The following is a 20,942-nucleotide window of genomic DNA, read 5'->3' as shown; positions in this document are numbered from 1 at the left end:
GACCGGCGTTCAGTTATTTTGGCAAGCCTATCCGAAACGAAGCGCGTCCGGCAAGGCGGCCATGCGCTCGATCACCGCCGCCGCGCCTGCGTCGCGGAGCAGGCCGGCGTCGCGGGCATGGTCGCGGTGACCGCCGCCGGTAAAGCCGATGGCCAGCATGCCGGCGGCCCGCGCCGCCTGGATGCCGAAGGGGCTGTCCTCTACCACCGCACAACGGGCCGGGTCGGCGCCCATGGCTGCGGCGGCGTGCAGGAACAGGTCCGGCGCCGGCTTGCCGCGGGCGACCATGGTGGCGGAGTAGAGCCGTCCCTCGAACAGGTCCAGCAGACCGGTCGTCCCGAGGGTGAGGCGCATCTTCGATATCTCGCCCGAGGAGGCGACGCAGGCGGGACGGGCGATGGCCGTGACAGCCGCCCGCACGCCGGCGATGGGCTTCACCTCGCGGGCCAGCACCTCGGCGGTGAGGCGGCGGATATCGGGCACGAAGCTGTCGGGCAGGCGGACGCCGTGGTCGCGCAGGGCGATCTCGGCGCAGCTCCCGAGCGACAGGCCGACAAAGGTCGACATCACCTGGTCGAGCGTCATGTCGAGGCCGTGACGCTTCAGATACCGGGCCAGCACGCGGTTCGCCGGCGGCTCCGAATCAACCAGCACGCCGTCGCAGTCGAAAATGACCATTTCCGGTTCAGCCATCGCGCCGCCAGTATCCTTCGCGTTCCAGCCAGCCGATCGCGTCGGCGAGCATCGCCTCGAGCGGCCATGCGGCCAGACCCAGCGCCGCCGCCGGAGCCTCGGCCACGGGCTTCAGCCGGCGCGCCAGCCGGACTCCCTCCAGTGAGGCTCGCGGCGGTTTCCCCGTGACGCGCGCCGCCGCCTCCATCGCCGCCGCCGAGATCCAGGCGAGCCCGTAGGGAATCGTCCGCGTCGGCATCGGACGACCGCTCAGCCGCTCCACGATGCGCAGCATCTCCGAAAGCATCAGATTGTAGCGGCCCAGCACATAGCGGACGCCGGTCTCGCCCCGCTCGGCGGCCAGCACGTGACCTTCCGCGGCCTCGCGCACGTCGATCAGGTTGACCTCGAAATCGAGGAAGGCCGGGTTCCGGCCCTGCAGGAACTCCAGCAGCATGCGCGTCGGCGGCGTGAGGTTGGCGTCGCCGGGACCGAGCGGCATGGTGGGCGCGACGGCGACGATCGGCGCGCCCTCGGCGATCCGTTGCAGCGCGAACCGTTCGGCGCGGTACTTGGCGCGGGTATAGGGGCCCGGCATCGCCGCCGCCGAAGCGCCATCCTTCACGTCGATGGCGTGCGTCGACGTCAGCACGATCCGGCTGGCCCCGGCCTCGATGGCCGCGTCGATGACCGTTTCCGCGCCACTGCGGTTGGCGCGGTCGAAGTCGCCCGACCCCCTGGCCCAGAGCGACGGGTCGCCGGCGACATGGAAGACCCGCTCCGCGCCCGCCACCGCCTCGGCCACCGCCGCGGCGTCGAGAATGGAGGCCCGGACATGTTCCACACCGGTCACTTCCTCCGCGAACGGTGCGGTATCCAGCACCCGGACCCGCCGCCCCCGCGCCTGCAGCGCCGCGACCAGATGCCGGCCGATGAAACCTGCGCCGCCGGTGACGAGGTCGATGCCGGTCATTTCTCCTCGCAGACCGCGAGGCCCTCATCGAAAGCTGAGCCGGCGAAATAGTGCCTTCCGACCTGGATGACCGATGTTGCGCCGGAAATGATCTCGCCGTCCGGATCGTCAAGGATCACGCGAATACCTGGTTGCGGGTCGAGACCGTGCAATTCGATCAGCCGAGTACCTGAACTGTCGTAGCCCCAAATACGCATCGAGTAGAGGCCGAAGTCGAAAACGTCCGGGTGCAACGCCACGAGCGCAGTGGCGTCTGGCGTAGACGAGATATTGTCCGGTGAACCAGCCAACATGGCGGTCTGAGTTAGCCACAGGTCCTGCTCGCCCCGAATCTCTTTATGGATATCCGAGCGAAAAACCGAAACGCGAGATGCGCGCGTTTCGGTGAGGAAAAACTGTCGTCGATCAAACTGCTTGTCCAACATGATCCCGTTCGGAAATGCCAGTCCCGAAAGGCGTTCCGTAATGATTCTCTTGTTCAGATCGACCTCGACCAACCGCCCACGTTCCTGACCGCGCGCTAGCTCGAGAAACCGCCGGAAGCCACCACAGTTCGCCCGATCCAGAGTGACGAGCGCCTTGTCGCCGCCATACCAATCGAGGTCGTTTGCCGGACACAATTTCGGGTGGCCAAAACTTCTAAGCGGCGAGAGAGCCCCGTCAGTGGAAACAGCGAACTCACGAATGACGGTGCCAGGCGCGCCGTTCCTTTCCTCTTCCTGAAGATAGCGATGGTCGATAACCAGCAACCGGTATTCTCCGTCCGGACGCTCGGCCAGCGCGATGCCGTGTGGACGCATGGGTTCGGGTTGTTCTCTGCCCAGCCGCCAAGCCTCCGCCGGGGCGGAGGCTTCCAGCGACGAAACCCTCACGCCGAACAAGCCCATCAATGCCTCTGGATCGTCGTCCTGATCGCCCCATCGGTCATGCACCGACAGGATCAGGGTGTTGCTGGGCGGATGGTGGACAAGGTCTTCGATGCCAGCCAACTTCTGCCCTGTTTCGTTGTCCACGACATTGACATGACGGCAGTCAAACACGTCGGCGTGCGCCGGCATGGCGATCAGGGCGAGCGCAATACCGAGCCACCTCACGGCACCCGCACCTCGTAGCCGAGCGCCTCGATCTCATCGGCCCAGTGGCTGTTCACCAGTTCGATCACCTCCGGCGGCATCCTGAATTCGTTCTTGCGATAGGACCGGATACCATCGAGATAGCGGCGGAAGTCATCAATCGATGTTTCGAAACCTTGCAGGCCCAGCCCGGCATAGGCCCGGCGCACCGTGTCGATCGGATCGGCGTCGAGTTCCTCGTAGCGGAGTTCGACGTAATTGCCCGCATCGAGACCGGCGCGGTCGGCGCGCAGGCGGCGCATCAGTTCCGGGAAGACCGTCAGCACCGTGCGGTCGATGTCGACATGGGCATGGTCCTGCAACGCCAGCTCGGGCAGCAGCCTGGCGTAGAAGTTCCGCATGGAAACGAAGATGTCGTAGGGATCGCGGACCATGTTGATGAACTTCGCGCCCGGAAACATGCGCGAAAGCTGCGCCACCCGCCCGGTGTAGACCGGGTTCTTGATCAACAGCCGCCGCCCCTTCTGCGCCAGGACGAGTTTGGCGTAGAGGTGGCGCACGCGCCGCTCCCACGCCGCGACCCTTTCCTCTTCGACGCCCTCGAAGAAAAGACCCGCATTCAGGTGGTCCTCGAAGCGGCGCGGGAAATAGAGCGCATGGTAGAAGGACAGCGTGGTCATGGAGGCGAGCGCGATCTCGTCCTCCTGCGGCGAATCCGGCGTCACCGCCACGTTGTCGATGGCGCGCCCCTTCGGCAGGGCCTTCTCCAGCAGCGGCCGGAACAGCCCGCCGATCAGCAGCAGGTCCCAGGGCAGGCCGGTGGCGATCGGCGGGACATAGGCGAAATCCCCCTTGGCCATGATGTTGTAGAGGTGCGTCGTCCCGCTGCGCCAGTGGCCGACGATGAAGACCGGCGGCGGATCGAGGCGCTTCGGCGCGGCGAGACCGGCGTAGACTCTTTCCAGCGCCGAGAACGGCAGCCGCCCGGCGACCGAGCCCGCGATGCCCGCCAGCCGCAACAGGCTTGCGCGGTCGACGCCGCCATTGGCCGTGAGCGCCCGGATCAGCGTCGATGGATCGGCCCCGGAGAGCGGATGGGCCAGGGTTCGTTTCGGCCGCGCCGTCATGACCCGCCTCAGTGCCTGACGGTCTCGGAGAACAGCTGGATCACGACCACCCCGGAGAGGATCAGCGCCATGCCGGCGATGGCCGGCGGGTCGAGCCGGTCGCCGTAGAGCACGAATCCGGCCACGGCGATCAGGACGATGCCGAGCCCGGACCAGACGGCGTAGAGCACGCCGATCGGGAACCGTTCGACCGAAAGCGAGAGCAGAAAGAAGGCCACGCCATAGCCCGCGACCACGATCAGCGACGGCCACAGACGCGTGAAGCCCTCGGTCGCCTTCAGCGCGCTGGTTCCCACGACCTCGCCCATGATCGCCCCCAGAAGATAGAGATAGTGCATGGCTTCGATCCTCGGACTTGGCGGGACGGCCCGCGCCGGGTTAGAGCAGGCGCGCGTTTAGCATGAAAGGCGATACAGATGGAAAAGGGCGCTTGCCACCCCTATCGCGGCACCTGGCCCGAAATTGCCGACGACGTCTTCCTGGCCCCGGGCAGCCAGGTCATCGGCGACGTGAAGATCGGCGCGCGGTCCAGCATCTGGTTCAACTGCGTCCTGCGCGGGGACGTGAACCATATCCGCATCGGCCAGCGCACCAATCTGCAGGACGGCACGGTGGTCCACGTCAATGGCGGCGGCAGCCCGACCGTCATCGGCGACGACGTCCTGGTCGGCCACAAGGTGATGCTGCACGGCTGCGAACTGCAGGACCGGTCCTTCGTCGGCATGAACTCCATCATCCTTGACGGCTGCGTCGTGGAATCGGGCGGCATGGTCGCCGCCGGCGCCTTCGTCACGCCGAACAAGATCGTCCGCAAGGGCGAACTCTGGGCCGGCTGGCCGGCCAAGTGCCTGCGGGAAATCACCGACGGCGACCGCAAGCTGATGGCGCGCGGCGCCCCGCACTATGCCGAACTGGCCGCCGAGTACCGGTCGCTTCAGAACTGACTGCCGGCGACAAGCGAAAGCGCCGCCGCGGCGGTGACCGGCCAGCGCAGACGCGGATACCAGTCCGGCCCCCAGCCCTGGCGCGCGAACAGGTGATCGATCACGGCCCACAGCACGAGACATCCGGCCAGGATCAGATAGCGGAGCTGCGGCGTGATCTGCGGCAGCAGGAGCACCAGCCAGGCCGCGACGGGCGGAACCATGGCCGCGATCAGGCGGAAGCTCCGCCAGGAATGGTCGCCGCCCGGAGCCAGCGCGAAGCCCCACTGGGCACCGCCGAGAAACGAAAGGATCACCGCCGCATAGACCGGCATCGAATAGCGCGCCCAGCCAAGATAGCCGCCTTCGGCCACATGGTTGGCGACAGCGCCGCCAACGAAGGGAACAAGGCCCAGAAGGGCCAGAATCAGGGCGATTCGGGGCATTGCGGGCTCCATGTCCGACCGCCGCGCAATCTAGCGGATCACCGGCCGTGCTCAACCCGGCGCCGGGCCGTACTCGATTGACCGACTTTCGGCGGGGGGGTACCCTGACCTCCGGCAAACATGAGGTGAAGCCATGCGTTCTCTGGTTCTCGCCCTGGCCCTTGCGGCCGGGATGGCGCCTGCCGCTGTAACCGCGTGCCCGTTCGGCAAGACCGCGGAGACGAAGACGCCGCAGACAGTGATGCAGGACACGAAGGATTCCGTCGAGTCCCAGGACAAGAAGGGCTGACCGGGTCCAGACACCTCAGATGAGCGCAATGAGAAAACTGCCGCACGCGTGGCGGCGGGCCAGATCGATACGTCCGAAAAGCCAGAAGCGGCCGCGGCGGATCATTCGCAATGTCATCTTCTTTCCGAAGATCGCGGCGACCAAGCTGAAGGAGCGCCGGGCGAACAAACGGGCCCGACTGCTCGCCGGAGAGGCCGCCGCCGAGGCGACCACGCCCACGACCGTCGTGCAGATGCCGCCGCAGCGGCAGTCGAACACGCGGCCGCGCTGGAGCCTGCCCGATTCCGGGCCGGTCTGCTCCGCCGGCAGCCTGGAGGTCTACATCACCCGCCACAGGGAGGCGATCCGCGCCGCCCAGGCGCTGCGCTACGCCGTCTTCTATGACGAGATGGGCGCCCGCCCCGACCCCGTGGCGCGTCGGCTCAGGCTCGACATGGACCGCTATGACGACATCTGCGACCACCTGATCGTCATGGACCGCAGCCTGGCCGACCAGGATCAGCTGGTCGGCGCCTACCGCCTGCTGCGCGGCTCGGTCGCCAAGCGCAATGGCGGCTTCTATTCGGCCGATGAATACGACCTGACGCCGTTGATGGAGCAGCCTGTCGAGAACCTGCTGGAACTGGGCCGCTCCTGCGTCGCCGCCAGCCATCGTTCCAAGGCCACGATCCAGCTGCTCTGGCGCGGCATCGCGGCCTATCTGGCCGAACACCGGCTGACCACCCTGTTCGGCTGCGCCAGCTTCCACGGCCGCGATCCGAAGGCCCATGCCGAGGCGCTCTCCTATCTGCACCACTTCCACGGCGCGCCGCCCGAGCGGTCGGTGCGCGCCCTCGACGAGCGCTATGTGGACATGGACATGGTCGACAAGGACGCGATCGACGCGCGCCGCGTCTGGAAGGCCATGCCGCCGCTGATCAAGGCCTATCTCCGGCTCGGCGGCGTGATCGGCGACGGCGCGGTGATCGACGACCAGTTCGGCACCATCGACGTCTTCGTCACCGTCGAGATGGACCGCGTCGGCTCGCGCTACTACGCCCATTTCGACAAGCGCACCGATGCGTAGAACTCACGGCCATTTCACCTCGGGCGGCAGCGACATCAGGATCGCCTCGGTGTTGCCGCCGGTCTTGAGGCCGAAGGTCGTACCCCGGTCGTAGATCAGGTTGAACTCCACGTAGCGGCCGCGGCGAATCAGCTGATGCTCGCGCTGCTCGGGCGTCCATTCGCGGTGGGCGTGGCGGCGCACCAGCTTCGGATAGATGTCCAGGAAGGCCTGGCCGACATCGCGGGTGAAGGCGAAGTCCCGCTCCCAGTCGCCGCTGTCAAGATGATCGTAGAAGATGCCGCCCACGCCCCGGGATTCGTTGCGGTGCTTGAGGAAGAAATACTCGTCGCACCACTTGCTGAAGCGGGGATAGTAGTCCGGATCGTGGGCGTCGCAGGCGGCGCGCAGCGCGCCGTGGAAATCGTCCGTGTCGGCGCGGTCGGGAAACATCGGCGTCAGGTCGGCGCCGCCGCCGAACCAGCCGAGCGAGGTGCGGATGTGGCGCGTGTTCATGTGCACCGCCGGCACCAGCGGCGACTGCATGTGCGCGACCAGCGAAATGCCCGAGGCCCAGAAATGCCCGCCCGATTCCTTCGCGCCCTGGATCTGGCCGACGAAGTCTTCCGAGAACCGGCCCTCCACCGTGGAGACGTTGACACCGACCTTCTCGAAGACCCGGCCGCGCATCACCGACATGACGCCGCCGCCGCCGCCCTCCCGGTCCCAGGCGGTGCGCTCGAAGCGGCCCGGCGCGCGGTCGGAAAGCGGCCCCTCGTGCTCGAGCTCGATGGCCTCGAATGCCGCGCAGATGCGGTCCCTCAGGTCCTCGAACCAGCTTCTCGCCGCGCGCTTGCGCTCCTCGTCGCTCATGGCCGCTCCCTTCCGCGGTGATTGCGCCGAATTCAATGCGGCAGCGGAGCGCCGCCCGTCAACCGCGCAGCCGCCGCCCGGCCGCGCCGAGCGCGAAGGCGGCGGCGGTGACCACGTTCAGCGACCGTGCTCCCGGGGCCATGGCGATCCGCAACCTGGCGTCGGCCGCCGCGTGCACCGCGGCGGGGGCCCCGGCGCTTTCCCGCCCCAGCAGCAGCGTGTCGTCGGCGGCGAAGGCGAAATCGTCGACGTCGGTCTCGGCGGCCGTGGTCAGCAATACCAGCCGTCCCGCCGGCCGGACGGCGAGAAACGAGTCCCACGAATCATGCAGCACGGGATCGATCAGGGCGGCGTAATCCATCGCCGCGCGGCGCAGTTCCCGCGCGCCGAGCGGGAAGGCGGTCGGCCGGATCACGTCCAGTCCGAGGCCGAGACAGGCGGCCAGACGGACGGCCGCACCGAGATTTTGCGGGATGTCGGGTTGGAACAGCGCCAGACGCACCTCGGAATCTCCCTTTGTTTCCACGCCTTTGAAAGCGCCCGAAAGGTTCTGCAAGACCGATGCGTCTCACTGTCGCAATATGCGCCGCCAACTGGACTTGGCGACACAAACCTGATTGTTAGGCGCGTTACTGGCGCGGGGGTCGCGAATCGACGCGGGTGAGATGCGCCAGTCTAATTGAATTCGGAGGGGTTGGAGCCCATGAGCGCAGGATCCCATGGCGAGGGCGAAGGTGGCCGTCGCGATTTCCTGATCATCTCTGCCGCCGCGTTCGGCGGCGTCGGCGCCGCGGCGATGGTGTGGCCGTTCGTCGACCAGATGAATCCGTCGGCCGACGTTCTGGCGCTGTCGACCACAGAGGTTGACCTGTCGGCCATCGAGCCGGGCCAGACCGTGACCATCACCTGGCAGAAGAAGCCTGTCTTCATCCGCCGCCGCACCGAGGAAGAGGTCGCGGCGGCGCGTGCGGTCGATCTGGGCGAACTGCCCGATCCGCAGACGGACGACGAGCGCGTCAAGGACGGCCATGCGGAATGGCTGGTCGTGCTGGCGGCCTGCACCCATCTGGGCTGCATCCCGAAGTCCGATCAGGGTGAGTACAGCGGCTGGTTCTGCCCCTGCCACGGGTCGCACTACGACACGTCGGGCCGCATCCGCAAGGGACCGGCGCCGCTGAACCTTCTGGTGCCGCCGTACCAGTTCGTCTCCGACACACAGATCCTGATCGGCTGAGGTTCCAGAAGATGTCCTTCCAGACCAACAACTCGGTGATCAAGTGGGTGGACGACCGCCTGCCGGTCTTCACGATGATGCATCATGCCTTCATCGAGCATCCCTATCCGCGGAACCTGAACGTCGCCTATCAGTTCGGCTCCATCCTGGGCGTCGTGCTGGTGGTGCAGATCCTGTCCGGCATCGTGCTGGCCATGCACTACACCCCGCATGTCGACCTCGCCTTCAGCTCCGTCGAACACATCATGCGCGACGTGAACTTCGGCTGGCTGCTGCGCTACATGCACGCCAACGGCGCCTCGATGTTCTTCATCGCCGTCTACCTCCACATCTTCCGCGGCCTCTACTACGGCTCCTACAAGGCGCCCCGCGAGATGATCTGGTTCATCGGCGTGGTCATCCTGCTGGTGATGATGGCGACCGCGTTCATGGGCTACGTGCTGCCCTGGGGCCAGATGTCCTTCTGGGGCGCGACCGTGATCACCAACCTGTTCAGCGCCCTGCCCGTGGTCGGCGAGCCGATCGTGAGCTGGCTGTGGGGCGGCTTCGCGGTCGACAACGCGACGCTCCAGCGCTTCTTCAGCCTGCACTACCTGCTGCCCTTCGTGATCTTCGGCCTGGTCTTCCTGCACCTGGTCGCCCTGCACCAGAAGAGCTCGACCAACCCGCTGGGCATCGAGATCAAGGGGCCGGCGGACTACATCTCCTTCCACCCCTACTTCACGGTGAAGGACGCCCTGGGCTTCGCGCTGTTCGGCCTGCTGTTCGCCTTCTTCATCTTCTTCGCGCCGAACTATCTGGGCCATCCGGACAACTACATCCCGGCCGACCGGCTCTCGACGCCGGCGCACATCGTGCCCGAATGGTACTTCCTGCCGTTCTACGCCATCCTGCGCGCCATTCCCGACAAGCTGATGGGCGTGATCGCCATGTTCGCGGCCATCGCGGTGCTGTTCGTGCTGCCCTGGCTGGATCGCTCCAAGGTGCGTTCGGCCGCCTTCCGGCCGCAGTACAAGCTGTTCTTCTGGATCTTCGTCCTGGACTGCATCGTGCTCGGTTATGCAGGCAGCCAGCCGCCCGAAGGCACCATGCTGGTCGTCGGCCAGCTGGCCACCGCGTACTACTTCATCCATTTCCTGATCATCATGCCGGTTCTCGGCTGGTTCGAACGGCCGAAGCCGCTGCCGACCTCGATCGCCGAGGCGGTTCTCGGATCCGGCAAGACCGCGTCGGCGGATGCCACAGCCGCGCCGAAGGAGAAAGCGTGACCATGGCTCATCCTGTTGTGAAAACGCTGGCGGCCGCGCTGCTCGCCGTCGGCCTCGGCACCGGTGCGGCCCAGGCCGCCGGGGAAGCCAAGCATCCCAAGGATGTCGAGTGGTCCCATTCCGGTCCCTTCGGCACCTATGACCGGCCCTCGGTGCAGCGGGGTCTGCAGGTCTACCAGCAGGTCTGCGCGTCCTGTCACGGCCTGCGCTTCGTGGCCTTCCGCAACCTGCAAGCCATCGGCTTCTCCGAGCCCCAGGTGAAGGCGATCGCCGCCGAGTACACCATCACCGACGGGCCGAACGACGCCGGCGACATGTTCGAACGGCCGGGCAAGGACTTCGATTATTTCCCGGAGCCGTTCCCGAACGACAAGGCCGCCGCCGCAGCCAATGGCGGCGTCGCACCGCCCGACCTCTCGCTGATGAGCAAGGCCCGGCCGAACGGTGACAACTACCTCTATTCGCTGCTCACCGGCTATGGCGAGAGCGAGACCGCCGGGGAGGAGCACGGCTGCTCCGCCACCAACTACTACAACCCCTACTTCTCCGGCGGCTGCATCGCCATGCCCCCGCCGCTGGCCGAGGGGCTGGTGGAATACGCCGACGGCACCGAGGCGACCACGGAGCAGATGGCCCACGACGTCACCGCCTTCCTCGCCTGGGCCGCCGAGCCCAAGATGGAGGAGCGCAAGCAGCTCGGCTGGAAGGTCATGCTGTTCCTGATCGTGCTGTCCGTGCTGCTCTACCTCGCCAAGCGCCAGATCTGGGGCCGCCTGCACTGACGCAGCGCACCGGCTTCCGTCCGGAAAGAAGGCCGTGGCGTTCGCCGCGGCCTTTTTTTTGAGTTAGCGTCAACCCATGGCCAGCGAGAGAAAAGCCGACGGCAGGCGCGCTTCCGGGTTCCGGCTGAGGCCCCCCGACGGCGGACCGGCGGCAGCGCCGCCAGCGGGTGACGAGGGACCGGCGGCGCGCGTCGGCGTCCTCGAACTCGCCGGGCGCTCCTGGACGATCCTGCTGCGTCACGCCGACATCTTCATCATGCTGATGTGGCGGCCCTTCGCGGTTTCCGTCGCGGCGGCCTATGGGGCCATCGAACTGAGCCCCTACGCGGGTCCGGGCCTCGCCGGCCTGTTGTTCACCATCGTCAGCATGATCGCGGTCGTGCCCGTCATCACCGCCTGGCACCGCATGGTGCTGATGGGCGCCGACAACCCGTCCGCGCGCGTGGTCTACCGGCTGGGCCGCGCCGAGTGGGCCTATCTCAAGGCGGCTGCGGTGCTCTATGGGCTGGGCTATGTCACCGGCCTGGCGGTCACCGCGATCTACGGGCCCCTGCTGGGCGGCCCGATCCTGTGGCTGGTCCAGGCCGGCTACGACCCGTGGGGTCTGCTGGCGGCCTGGGGGGCCCCGGCCGTGAACTGGCTCTGCATCGCCGTCATCCTCGGCTTCCTGGTGGCGCGCTTCTTTCTGGTGCTGCCGGCGCTCGCCATCGGCGGCGCCATGAGCTTCGCCGAATCGGCGGCGGCCACGCGCGGCAACGGCGCGCGCCTGGTCTGCGCCTTCATCCTGGCCAGCCTGCCCGCGGCAGCGCTGACGGCCGTCTTTGATCTGCCCGCGGCGGTCCTGGCCACGGAGCGTGCGGGCGACCAGAAGTTTCTCGACCTGATCCTCGCCATCCTGCCCCGCATCCTGCTCTACACCGTCGCGGTGGGCATCCTGTCGCTGGCCTATGAGCGGCTGGTCGGTGTACCCCGGCGGATGATGCGCTAGTATCCGCGCGGATCATTTGCTGGAGGGTGACTTGAGCCAGGACGAGGCAATCGTGGGGGTGATCGGGGGCAGCGGTCTCTACGGGATGGCAGGGCTGACCGACACCGAGTGGCGGCGGATCGAAAGTCCCTTCGGACAGCCGTCCGACGAGTTGCTCTTCGGGCGGCTGGGCGAGACGCAGCTTGTCTTTCTGCCGCGCCACGGACGCGGCCACCGCCTGGGTCCGAGCGGCATCAACTACCGCGCCAACATCGACGCGCTGAAGCGCGCCGGCTGCACCGATATCATCTCGGTATCGGCCTGCGGCTCCTTCCGCGAGGAACTGCCGCCGGGCTGCTTCGTCATCGTCGACCAGTTCATCGACCGCACCTTCGCCCGCGAGAAGAGCTTCTTCGGCAACGGCATGGTCGCCCACGTCTCCATGGCCGATCCCGTCTGCCCCCGCCTGGGGGACGCGCTGGAGGCCGCGGCGACGGAAAGCGACATCTTCCATGTGCGCGGCGGCACCTACCTCACCATGGAGGGGCCGCAGTTCTCCACCAGGGCGGAAAGTTTCCTTTACCGCGACTGGGGCTGCTCGGTCATCGGCATGACCAACATGCCCGAAGCCAAGCTCGCCCGGGAAGCGGAGATCTGCTACGCGACCGTCGCCATGGTCACCGACTTCGACTGCTGGCACGACGACCACGCCCATGTCGACGTCGAGGCGGTGCTGAAGGTGCTGCACGACAACGCCGAGAAGGCGCAGAAGCTCGTGGCCGCGACGGCGCCGAAGCTTGCGGGCCGCCGGGCAGTCTGCGCCGCCGGCTGCGACCGGGCGCTGGAAGTGGCCATGATCACCGCGCCGGAATCGCGGGAGCCCGATGTGATCGCCAACCTGGACGCGGTCGCCGGACGGGTGCTGCGTTGATGGCGCTGGACGATATCCGGGACCTGATCCGGACGATCCCCGACTATCCGAAGCCGGGCATCATGTTCCGCGACGTGACCACGCTGTGGGCGAATGCGCGCGGCTTCCGCACCGCCATCGACCGCCTGGTGCAGCCCTATGCGGGCGTGCGCATCGACAAGGTCGCCGGCATCGAGGCCCGCGGCTTCGTGCTGGGCGGCGCGGTGGCGCATCAGCTCTCGGTCGGCTTCGTGCCGGTGTGCAAGAAGGGCAAGCTGCCCTGGGACACCATCGCCGAACACTACGAGCTGGAATACGGCACCGACACGATCGAAATTCACACCGACGCCATCCGCGAAGGCGAGAACATCCTGATCGTCGACGATCTGCTGGCCACCGGCGGCACCGCCGCCGGTGCGGTGAATCTGGTCCGCAAGGCCGGCGGCACGGTCGTCGGCTGCTGCTTCATCGTCGATCTGCCCGATCTGGGCGGCAAGGCGAAGCTGCACGAGATGGGGCTGAGCGTGATGACGCTCTGCGAGTTCGAAGGCGACTGACGCGCGAGGGAGAAACGCCATGCTGCACGGCATCACCGGCATCGATCATCTGGTCATCGCGGTCGAGGATCTGGAGGGCGCGCGTGAGACCTGGGGCAGGCTCGGATTCACCCTGACGCCGCGCGGGCGGCACCGCGACATGGCTACGGGCAATTACTGCATCATGTTTCCGTCTGACTACGTGGAACTGATGGGCATCATCGACCCCGACCTGCCGGACCGCGGCCTGCGCGAGCGCATGGCGCGCAACGGCGAGGGGCTGGACCGGGTCGCCTTCGCGGTGCGCGACGCCGACGAGACCGCCGGCGCGCTGAAGGCCTCGGGCTATGACATCAGGGGGCCGGTCGACCTGCGACGCCCGCTGGAGCTGCCCGAGGGCGAGGTCGAGCCCCGCTTCCGGCTGATCCTGCTGCCCGACGGCGCGGCGCCGGTGATCAACGGTTTCATCTGCCACCACGACACGCCGGAGATCGTGCGCAGGCCCGAATGGCTTGAACATCCCAACGGCGTCCTCTCGATCGCCTCGCTGGTCGCCGTGGCAGAGAACCCGGCGGCCCTGGCGGCCACCTGGCAGAAGCTGCTGGGACCGGGCTGCACGGTGCTGACCGACGACACGCTGACGGTGCATACCGGGGACACGGCGATCATCTTCGTCACGCCCGATCACCTGTCGCTGATGTACCCGGCCGTCGCCGACGACGAATTCCCGCCGCCGCCGTTCATGGCCGCGGCGACCTTCCGCGTCGCCGACACGGCGGCCACGGCGAAGGTTCTGGACGACCGCGGCATGCCCTACCGGCTGGATCCCGGCGGCTCGATCCAGACCGAGCCCGCCGACACCAACGGCCTGCTGGTAGGCTTCGAAAGCTGAAGCGGCCCCGGAACCCGTCCGGGGCCGTCCAGGTTGCGTTACGGGCCGGCGACCATGCCGCCGTCGACAGGCAGGGCGACGCCCGTGACATAGGACGAACGGTCGGACAGCAGCCACAGCGCCGCTTCCGCGATCTCCTTCGGCTCGCCCAGCCGCTTCATCGAAGTCGAATCGCTCATCGCCTCCAGCGCGCGCGGATGATGGCCGGTCAGCGTGTCCAGCATGCGGGTCTTGATCGGACCCGGGCAGACGGCGTTCACGCGGATGCCCTTGCGCGCATATTCCATGGCCGCGGCCTTGGTCAGGCCCACCACGCCATGCTTGGAGGCGATATAGGCCGGCATGTACATCGAACCGGCGATGCCGGCGATGGAGGCCGTGTTGACGATGGCGCCCGGCTTCCCGGCCTTCAGCATGGCCCGGATCTCGGCGCGCATGCACAGGTAGACGCCGGTCTGGTTGACGCCGACGACGCGGTTGAAGTTGTCCAGCGTGCTTTCGTCCGTACGCCCCCAGTCGCCTTCGATGCCGGCGTTGTTGAAGGCGCCGTCGATCTTGCCGAAGGCGTCGATGGTCTGCCGGATCAGGCCGTCGGCTTCCTCCTCGCTGGCGACGTTGGCCGTGGTCGTGCGGACCTTGCCGCCCGACAGTTCGGCCGTTTCCTTCAGTCCGTCGGCGTTGAGGTCGGCGGCCAGCACCTGCGCGCCCTCATTGGCGAACAGCACCGCCGCCGCCTGTCCGATGCCGCCGGCTGCGCCGGTGACCAGCACCGCGCGTCCCTCTAGCAATCCCGCCATGATCTCCTCCCCTGTTCATGGTTCCGCGAATTGATAAGCTAGCGTACAAAATCCGGCAAACGCAAAGCGAACTGGGGAGGACTGCACCGTGCGCGGACTGAAGGACAACACCATCATCGTCACCGGGGGCGCCAGCGGCATCGGCCGCGCCATCAGCGCCCGTCTGGCCGAGGAGGGCGCACATGTCGCCATCTTCGACCTCAACGGCGACGGCGCCGAGGCGGTGGCGAAGGAAATCGGCAACGGCGCCAGGGGCTTCGCCCTCGACATCGCTGACCACGACGCGGTCGTCGCCGCCGTCGACCGGGTCGAGCGGGAGATGGCGCCTGTCGACGGGCTGGTGAACAACGCCGGCTGGGACAGGATGGTGCCCTTCCTGAAATCCGACCCGGCACTGTGGAAGAAGATCGTCGACATCAACCTGTTCGGCCCCGTCAACGTCACCCACGCGGTGCTGTCGAAGATGGCGGAGCGCGGCCGGGGCCGTATCGTCTCGCTGGCCTCGGACGCCGGCCGGGTCGGCTCGACGGGCGAGGGCGTCTATTCCTACTGCAAGGGCGGGGTCATCGCCTTCATGAAGACGCTGGCCCGCGAGCACGCGCGCCAGGGCATCACCTGCAACACCGTCTGCCCCGGCCCGACCGAGACGCCGCTGTTCGCCGGCTTCGACCCGGAGGGCAAGATCAAGACGGCGCTGGAGCGTTCGATCCCGCTGCGCCGCCTGGGTCAGCCGGAGGACTATCCGGGCATGGTCTGCTTCCTGCTGTCGGACGACGCCGCCTTCATCACCGGCCAGGTGATCAGCGTCTCCGGCGGCCTGACGATGAACGGGTAGATTTTTCGCCGCCGCCCCGGTCTTGCTCCGGCGGCCCGGCGAATCCATAGGACCGGGTCCCGGGATCAAGCCCCGGGACACCCGCCCCCGACTGGCGGCACGAACAAGGGAAGGACTCCGCACATGGAATTCCAGGACATCATCTACGAGGTCGAGAACCACACCGCGACCATCACCATCAACCGCCCCGAGGTCTACAACGCCTTCCGCTACCGCACGGTGGTGGAGCTGATCGAGGCCCTCTACGACGCCGGCTACGACAAGGACATCGGCTCCATCGTGCTGACCGGCGCGGGCGAGAAGGCCTTCTGCACCGGCGGCGACCAGAAGAACCATGACGGCCAGTACCAGGGCGGCAACCGCGGCACGGTCGGCATGCCGGTCGAGCAGCTTCACGCCGCCATCCGCGATATGCCCAAGCCGGTGATCGCCAAGGTGCGCGGCTACGCCATCGGCGGCGGTAACGTGCTGGCGACGCTCTGCGACCTGACGCTCGCCGCCGACACGGCGATCTTCGGCCAGGTCGGTCCGAAGATGGGCTCGGTCGATCCGGGCTACGGCACCGCCCTGCTGGCGCGGTGCGTGGGCGAGAAGAAGGCGCGCGAGATCTGGTATCTCTGCCGCCGCTACTCGGCGCAGGAGGCCTGCGACATGGGTCTGGTCAACAAGGTCGTGCCGGCCGCAGAGCTGGATGCGGAAGTCCGCCGGTGGTGCGACGAGATCAACGAGAAGAGCCCGACCGCGATCGCTCTGGCCAAGACCTCCTTCAACGCCGATTCCGAGAACATCAAGGGCATCGGCGGCCTCGCCTTCCAGGCGCTGCGCCTCTACTACGGCACCGAGGAGTCCAAGGAGGGCGTCACGGCGCTGAACGAGAAGCGCAAGCCCGACTTCCGCAAGCACGTGAAGTAGAGGCGCGCAATCGACCGTCGCCGCCCGGTTCATCCGGGCGGCCCGTTCCGCTTACCGCGCCGGCCGCTCCCGCTTGAGCAGCAGCGCCGCTACCAGGCCGACGCCCGTCGCGCCCAGCATGATCAGCATGAGTGTCAGCGGCGCGTCCGCCCGGGTCAGCAGCACGCCGGTCATGAGGGTGAGCGCGGCGCCGACGGCCACGGTCAGCGCGCCGGTCATGCCGGCGGCCGTGCCGGCCAAGTCGGGGCGGATGGACATGATGCCGGAATGGGCGCTGGGCATGGTCAGCCCGTTGCCGATGCCGACGAAGATCATCGCGCCGAAATAGGTCCAGAGGCTGAGATGCCCGCCCAGCAGGATGGCGGCGCCCAGCCCCAGACCGGCGAAGGCGACGATCCGGCCGGCCAGCATCATCTGCACGATCCCCACCCGCCGCGTCAGCCGGGTGGACAGGAAACTGCCCAGTATGAAGCCGGCCGTGATGGAGCCGATGAGGACGCCCAGCATGGCCGAGGAGATGCCGAAGCTTTCGGCGGCCACCAGCGGCGCCCCGGCGATGAAGATGTAGAAGCCCGCCGTCGACGTGGTCATGCAGGCCAGGAAACCCCAGAAACGCGGGATCCTGAGCAGCGTGGCGTAGCCGTGCCGGACACTCTCCCCCCCTTTGACGTGGGTTTCCCCCATGTCGGCAAAGGCCAGCGCCGCCATCGCCAGGCCGGCGGCGGCGTAGAACCAGAAGTTCGCGCGCCAGCCGAAGGCCGTGTCGAGCACGCCGCCCAGCACCGGCCCCAGCATCGGCGACAGCGCCATCGCCATGGTGACGTAGCTGATGCGGGTCGCGGCGTCCTGCGCCGTGGTGGTGTCGCGCACGCTGGCCATGGAGAGCGCGAGGCAGGCGATCACCGCGCCCTGCAGCATGCGGAAGGCGAGGAAGGTCTCGATGTCGTCCGACAGGGCGCAGCCCACCGAGGCGGCGGCGAAGATGCCCAGCGCGCCGAGCACCACGGGCCGCCGTCCGATCCGGTCGGAAAGCGGGCCGGCGACGAGCTGCACGATCGTGGTGACCGCCAGATAGCCGCCCACCGCGAGGCTCATGGTGGCGTAGTCGGTCGCGAACGCCTCGGCCATGTGCGCCAGCGCCGGCAGGAACAGGTTCAGCGACGAGACCGCCGTGGCGGTCAGCAGGATCAGCGTGATCAGGTGCGGTGGCGAACTCGCGGGGCGCATGGACTCCGGTCTTGAAAAAGAGGCCGCGGAAACACCGCGTCATCCCCGCCTTGTGCGGGGATCCGGTATCCGTGGGCAATCATGGATCGCGGCGCCGCCAAGCGAATAGGCCAGGTCGCGCCAGTCGGGATTCGAAGCTTCTATTGTCTTCAGTTTCCACGCCCGCGGCCACCTCTTGATACGCTTTTCCCGCCGTATTGCCATGTTCGGATCGTCGTGGCGCTCGTACCAGACGAGGTGCCGGAGGCCATAGCGTTCGCTGAAGCTGCCCGCCGTGCCGGCGCGGTGCTGTTCCATGCGCCGCACGAGGTCGTTCGTCATCCCGACATAGAACGTCCCGTTCCGGTGGTCGGTGAGGATGTAGACGAGGCGGTCCCGAGCCATCAGTGGATGCTGCGTCGGCCTGAGAATCCGCACAAGTCCGGAAAGGCCCGCCTACTCATTGTCATCCCCGCCTTGTGCGGGGATCCGGGCTGGCCGTGAGCGCGTTCTGATGCGTTCGCGCCTTGCCTCGGCCAGAGCAACCGGATGCCCGCACGCAGGCGGGCATGACCAGCGGTGTATGCTGTCGTTTAGCGACTCGCTTCACCCTTCCGAGAACACCAGCGCCAGTCGGCAGCGGATCTCGCGGAAGCGGACGCGCTCGGGGCCGGCGGCGCGCTCGACATAGACGGCCAGTTCCGGCAGGCCGTCCAGCAGGTCCTCGAAGCGGTCGTCGGGCAGGTGGAAGCTGAAGGCCGCGCCCTTGCCCCCGGCGCGGCGCTGGTCGGCGATGCGGCCCTCGACGCGGGAGATGCAGTCGCGGATGCGGGACATGGCGTCCCCCGGCTCCAGCGCGGTGACGCAATCGATGCGGTGGATCACCTACCGCTTCCGGCTCTTGACCGAGGGCCTGGCGCCGGGGCGGCCGGATTTCGTGCGGCCGCGGCTGTAGCGGCCCGACTTGCCGTCCTTTGCCCCGCCCTTGCCCTTCGTCGCGCCGGGAGCGTAGGAGGCCATGGCCTCCGCCAGCCCCTTCGGCCGCGCCATCGGGTCGGCGGCGATCTCCAGCTCTGCGGCCTCCAGGTGCTTGATCTGGTCGCGCAGCTTCGCCGCCTCCTCGAACTCCAGGTCGGCGGCGGCTTCGCGCATGCGCTTCTCCAGGTCGGCGATCACCGCCTTCAGGTCCTTGCCCGTCAGGATCGGCGTGTCGTCGTCGATCTCCACGGTCAGGGAATCGCGGGCGTAGACGCTCTGCATCACGTCGGAGATGTTCTTGCGGATCGACTGCGGCGTGATGCCGTGCTTCTCGTTGTAGGCGATCTGCTTGTTGCGGCGGCGCTCGGTCTCGTCCAGCGCCCGGGTCAGGCTGTTGGTCATCTTGTCGGCGTAGAGGATGACGCGGCCGTCGACATTGCGCGCCGCGCGGCCGATGGTCTGCACCAGCGAGGTCTCGGAGCGCAGGAAACCCTCCTTGTCCGCATCCAGGATGGCGACGAGGCCGCATTCGGGGATGTCCAGTCCCTCCCGCAGCAGGTTGATGCCGACCAGCACGTCGAAGACGCCGAGGCGGAGGTCGCGGATGATCTCGATCCGCTCCAGCGTGTCGATGTCGGAGTGGAGATAGCGCACCTTCACGCCGTTCTCGTGCAGATACTCGGTCAGATCCTCGGCCATCTTCTTGGTCAGGGTGGTGACGAGGACGCGCTGGCCCTTGGCCGCGCATTCGCGGGCCTCCGCCATCAGGTCGTCGACCTGGTCGGCGACGGGACGGACGAAGGTCGGCGGGTCGACCAGGCCGGTCGGGCGGATGACCTGCTCGACGATGACGCCCTCGGTGCGCTCCAGCTCCCACGCGCCGGGCGTCGCCGAGACATAGAGCGTCTGCGGGCGCATGGCGTTCCACTCGTCGAACTTCAGCGGCCGGTTGTCGACGCAGGACGGCAGGCGGAAGCCGAATTCCGACAGCGTCCACTTGCGGCGGAAGTCGCCGCGGAACATGCCGCCGATCTGCGGCACGGTGACGTGGCTCTCGTCGACGATCAGCAGCGCGTTCTCCGGCAGGTACTCGAACAGCGTCGGCGGCGGCGCCCCGGGCGGGCGGCCGGTGAGATAGCGCGAATAGTTCTCGATGCCGGGACAGGAGCCGGTGGCCTGCATCATCTCCAGGTCGAACATGGTGCGCTGCTCCAGGCGCTGCGCCTCCAGCAGCTTGCCTTCGCCGTGGAGCTGCTCCAGCCGCACCTTCAGCTCCGCCTGGATGTGTTTGGCCGCCTGCTGCAGCGTCGGCCGGGGCGTGACGTAGTGGCTGTTGGCGTAGAGCTTGATGTCGTCGAGGGCCTGCGATTTCGAACCCGTCAGCGGATCGAACTCGACGATCTCCTCGATCTCGTCGCCGAACAGGCTGAACCGCCAGGCCCGGTCCTCCAGATGGCTGGGATGGACCTCGACCGTGTCGCCGCGCACCCGGAAGGCGCCGCGCTGGAAAGCGGCGTCGTTGCGCCGGTACTGCAGTTCGACCAGCCGCTGCAGCAGGGCGCGCTGGTCGATGCGCTGGCCCCGCTTCAGCGTCATGGTCATGTCGGAATAGGTCTCGACCGAGCCGATGCCGTAGATGCAGGAGACCGAGGCCACGACGATGACATCGTCGCGCTCCAGCAGCGCCCGCGTCGCGGCGTGGCGCATGCGGTCGATCTGCTCGTTGATGGAGGCGTCCTTCTCGATATAGGTGTCCGTGCGCGGGACATAGGCCTCCGGCTGGTAGTAGTCGTAATAGCTGACGAAATACTCCACCGCGTTCTCGGGGAAGAACGACTTCATCTCGCCGTAGAGCTGCGCCGCCAGGGTCTTGTTGGGCGCGAGCACCAGCGCCGGCCGCTGCACCTCCTGGATGACATGAGCGACGGAGAAGGTCTTGCCCGAACCGGTGACGCCCAGCAGCACCTGGTCGCGGTCGCCGTTGCGGGCGCCGGCGACGAGCTCGGCGATGGCCTGGGGCTGGTCGCCAGCGGGCTCGTAGTCCGAGGCGATCTGCAGCCGCCGCCCGCCCTCGCTCTTCTCGGGCCGTTCCGGCCGCTCCGGCAGCCAGACGGGGGCCTCCGCCTCCTGCAGCGCGCGCTGGAAGGAACTGTCGATCTGTCCGAGGGAGGTCGCCATGGGGGCCAATATGCGTCAGCGGTGGG

At 67.5% G+C, this 20,942-nt stretch carries 25 protein-coding genes; 12 read left to right on the top strand and 13 right to left on the bottom strand.

Features of this window, described 5'->3' with window-relative positions:
• Nucleotides 1-27: 27 nt before the first annotated feature.
• From CWC60_RS10915 to CWC60_RS10895, 5 genes are read right to left on the bottom strand one after another with little or no spacing between them, the layout of a single operon-like run.
• The gene (locus tag CWC60_RS10915; protein WP_109794032.1) at nucleotides 28-693 is read right to left on the bottom strand and encodes an HAD family hydrolase; all 666 of its coding nucleotides are present in this window, start codon (nucleotides 691-693) and stop codon (nucleotides 28-30) included.
• Nucleotides 686-1,645: an NAD-dependent epimerase/dehydratase family protein gene (locus tag CWC60_RS10910; protein WP_109794031.1), complete on the bottom strand. Its 960-nt coding sequence runs from the start codon at nucleotides 1,643-1,645 to the stop codon at nucleotides 686-688. Before CWC60_RS10910 ends, CWC60_RS10915 begins: the two co-directional genes overlap by 8 nt.
• Complete coding sequence (locus tag CWC60_RS10905; protein ID WP_109794030.1) at nucleotides 1,642-2,739, bottom strand: hypothetical protein; 1,098 nt, start codon at nucleotides 2,737-2,739, stop codon at nucleotides 1,642-1,644. The genes CWC60_RS10910 and CWC60_RS10905 overlap by 4 nt, the downstream gene beginning before the upstream one ends.
• Entirely contained in the window at nucleotides 2,736-3,845 is a 1,110-nt protein-coding gene (locus tag CWC60_RS10900) for a sulfotransferase family protein (RefSeq protein WP_109794029.1), read from the bottom strand. The genes CWC60_RS10905 and CWC60_RS10900 overlap by 4 nt, the downstream gene beginning before the upstream one ends.
• Nucleotides 3,846-3,853: 8 nt before the next feature.
• The gene (locus CWC60_RS10895) at nucleotides 3,854-4,183 is read right to left on the bottom strand and encodes a DMT family transporter (RefSeq protein ID WP_109794028.1); all 330 of its coding nucleotides are present in this window, start codon (nucleotides 4,181-4,183) and stop codon (nucleotides 3,854-3,856) included.
• Between the two features lie 78 nt (nucleotides 4,184-4,261).
• Here CWC60_RS10895 and CWC60_RS10890 point away from each other — a divergent pair, with 78 nt between their 5' ends.
• Complete coding sequence (locus CWC60_RS10890; protein WP_109794027.1) at nucleotides 4,262-4,789, top strand: gamma carbonic anhydrase family protein; 528 nt, start codon at nucleotides 4,262-4,264, stop codon at nucleotides 4,787-4,789.
• Here CWC60_RS10890 and CWC60_RS10885 read toward each other — a convergent pair.
• Nucleotides 4,780-5,214, bottom strand: coding sequence for a DUF3429 domain-containing protein (locus tag CWC60_RS10885; RefSeq protein ID WP_164516487.1), 435 nt, complete (start codon nucleotides 5,212-5,214; stop codon nucleotides 4,780-4,782). The genes CWC60_RS10890 and CWC60_RS10885 overlap by 10 nt on opposite strands.
• Nucleotides 5,215-5,347: 133 nt before the next feature.
• On the opposite strand from CWC60_RS10885, the gene CWC60_RS23610 reads away from it, so the two are divergent.
• Together CWC60_RS23610 and CWC60_RS10880 are read left to right on the top strand one after the other, a co-directional pair.
• Complete coding sequence (locus CWC60_RS23610) at nucleotides 5,348-5,503, top strand: hypothetical protein (RefSeq protein WP_164516486.1); 156 nt, start codon at nucleotides 5,348-5,350, stop codon at nucleotides 5,501-5,503.
• Between the two features lie 19 nt (nucleotides 5,504-5,522).
• Nucleotides 5,523-6,569 carry a GNAT family N-acetyltransferase gene (locus CWC60_RS10880; protein ID WP_206419888.1) on the top strand — a complete coding sequence of 349 codons (1,047 nt, stop codon included), beginning with the start codon at nucleotides 5,523-5,525 and terminating at the stop codon, nucleotides 6,567-6,569.
• 3 nt (nucleotides 6,570-6,572) lie between these two features.
• On the opposite strand, the gene hemF is transcribed toward CWC60_RS10880, so the two are convergent.
• Nucleotides 6,573-7,421 carry an oxygen-dependent coproporphyrinogen oxidase gene (hemF, locus tag CWC60_RS10875; RefSeq protein WP_109794025.1) on the bottom strand — a complete coding sequence of 283 codons (849 nt, stop codon included), beginning with the start codon at nucleotides 7,419-7,421 and terminating at the stop codon, nucleotides 6,573-6,575.
• A gap of 58 nt (nucleotides 7,422-7,479) precedes the next feature.
• On the bottom strand, nucleotides 7,480-7,923 hold the full coding sequence (locus CWC60_RS10870) for a tRNA (cytidine(34)-2'-O)-methyltransferase (RefSeq protein ID WP_109794181.1): 444 nt from the start codon (nucleotides 7,921-7,923) through the stop codon (nucleotides 7,480-7,482).
• Nucleotides 7,924-8,124: 201 nt separating this feature from the next.
• Here CWC60_RS10870 and petA point away from each other — a divergent pair, with 201 nt between their 5' ends.
• From petA to CWC60_RS10835, 7 genes are all read left to right on the top strand, one after another.
• Nucleotides 8,125-8,655 (top strand): ubiquinol-cytochrome c reductase iron-sulfur subunit, encoded by a 531-nt coding sequence (gene petA, locus CWC60_RS10865; protein ID WP_109794024.1) that lies wholly within the window; start codon nucleotides 8,125-8,127, stop codon nucleotides 8,653-8,655.
• Between the two features lie 11 nt (nucleotides 8,656-8,666).
• A complete protein-coding gene (locus tag CWC60_RS10860) occupies nucleotides 8,667-9,923 on the top strand; it encodes a cytochrome b (RefSeq protein WP_109794023.1) in 1,257 nt (418 codons plus the stop codon).
• Between the two features lie 2 nt (nucleotides 9,924-9,925).
• A complete protein-coding gene (locus CWC60_RS10855) occupies nucleotides 9,926-10,705 on the top strand; it encodes a cytochrome c1 (RefSeq protein ID WP_109794022.1) in 780 nt (259 codons plus the stop codon).
• Nucleotides 10,706-10,781: 76 nt separating this feature from the next.
• Nucleotides 10,782-11,693, top strand: a complete 912-nt coding sequence (locus CWC60_RS10850) for a hypothetical protein (protein ID WP_109794021.1) — start codon at nucleotides 10,782-10,784, stop codon at nucleotides 11,691-11,693.
• A gap of 31 nt (nucleotides 11,694-11,724) precedes the next feature.
• On the top strand, nucleotides 11,725-12,603 hold the full coding sequence (locus CWC60_RS10845; protein WP_241147925.1) for an S-methyl-5'-thioadenosine phosphorylase: 879 nt from the start codon (nucleotides 11,725-11,727) through the stop codon (nucleotides 12,601-12,603).
• Nucleotides 12,603-13,139: an adenine phosphoribosyltransferase gene (locus CWC60_RS10840; RefSeq protein ID WP_109794179.1), complete on the top strand. Its 537-nt coding sequence runs from the start codon at nucleotides 12,603-12,605 to the stop codon at nucleotides 13,137-13,139. Before CWC60_RS10845 ends, CWC60_RS10840 begins: the two co-directional genes overlap by 1 nt.
• 19 nt (nucleotides 13,140-13,158) lie before the next feature.
• Complete coding sequence (locus tag CWC60_RS10835; RefSeq protein WP_109794020.1) at nucleotides 13,159-14,010, top strand: VOC family protein; 852 nt, start codon at nucleotides 13,159-13,161, stop codon at nucleotides 14,008-14,010.
• Nucleotides 14,011-14,048: 38 nt separating this feature from the next.
• Here CWC60_RS10835 and CWC60_RS10830 read toward each other — a convergent pair whose 3' ends face one another.
• Entirely contained in the window at nucleotides 14,049-14,807 is a 759-nt protein-coding gene (locus tag CWC60_RS10830; RefSeq protein WP_109794019.1) for a glucose 1-dehydrogenase, read from the bottom strand.
• Nucleotides 14,808-14,895: 88 nt separating this feature from the next.
• Here CWC60_RS10830 and CWC60_RS10825 point away from each other — a divergent pair, with 88 nt between their 5' ends.
• On the top strand, nucleotides 14,896-15,642 hold the full coding sequence (locus tag CWC60_RS10825; RefSeq protein WP_109794018.1) for an SDR family oxidoreductase: 747 nt from the start codon (nucleotides 14,896-14,898) through the stop codon (nucleotides 15,640-15,642).
• A gap of 123 nt (nucleotides 15,643-15,765) precedes the next feature.
• Nucleotides 15,766-16,554 (top strand): enoyl-CoA hydratase-related protein, encoded by a 789-nt coding sequence (locus CWC60_RS10820; RefSeq protein WP_109794017.1) that lies wholly within the window; start codon nucleotides 15,766-15,768, stop codon nucleotides 16,552-16,554.
• Between the two features lie 51 nt (nucleotides 16,555-16,605).
• Here the strand turns inward: CWC60_RS10820 and CWC60_RS10815 are convergent, their stop codons facing one another.
• From CWC60_RS10815 to uvrB, 4 genes are all read right to left on the bottom strand, one after another.
• Nucleotides 16,606-17,781 carry an MFS transporter gene (locus CWC60_RS10815; RefSeq protein WP_109794016.1) on the bottom strand — a complete coding sequence of 392 codons (1,176 nt, stop codon included), beginning with the start codon at nucleotides 17,779-17,781 and terminating at the stop codon, nucleotides 16,606-16,608.
• Between the two features lie 39 nt (nucleotides 17,782-17,820).
• Nucleotides 17,821-18,165, bottom strand: coding sequence for a GIY-YIG nuclease family protein (locus CWC60_RS10810; protein WP_109794015.1), 345 nt, complete (start codon nucleotides 18,163-18,165; stop codon nucleotides 17,821-17,823).
• Between the two features lie 201 nt (nucleotides 18,166-18,366).
• The gene (locus CWC60_RS10805) at nucleotides 18,367-18,645 is read right to left on the bottom strand and encodes a DUF4349 domain-containing protein (RefSeq protein ID WP_109794014.1); all 279 of its coding nucleotides are present in this window, start codon (nucleotides 18,643-18,645) and stop codon (nucleotides 18,367-18,369) included.
• The gene (uvrB, locus tag CWC60_RS10800) at nucleotides 18,646-20,916 is read right to left on the bottom strand and encodes an excinuclease ABC subunit UvrB (RefSeq protein WP_109794013.1); all 2,271 of its coding nucleotides are present in this window, start codon (nucleotides 20,914-20,916) and stop codon (nucleotides 18,646-18,648) included.
• Nucleotides 20,917-20,942: the final 26 nt, after the last annotated feature.

Origin of the sequence: Minwuia thermotolerans (assembly GCF_002924445.1) — a bacterium.
Classification (GTDB): Bacteria; Pseudomonadota; Alphaproteobacteria; order Minwuiales; family Minwuiaceae; genus Minwuia; species Minwuia thermotolerans.
The sequence above is the reverse complement of the archived record's forward strand: the minus strand, read 5'-3'. Positions and strand labels throughout refer to the sequence as shown.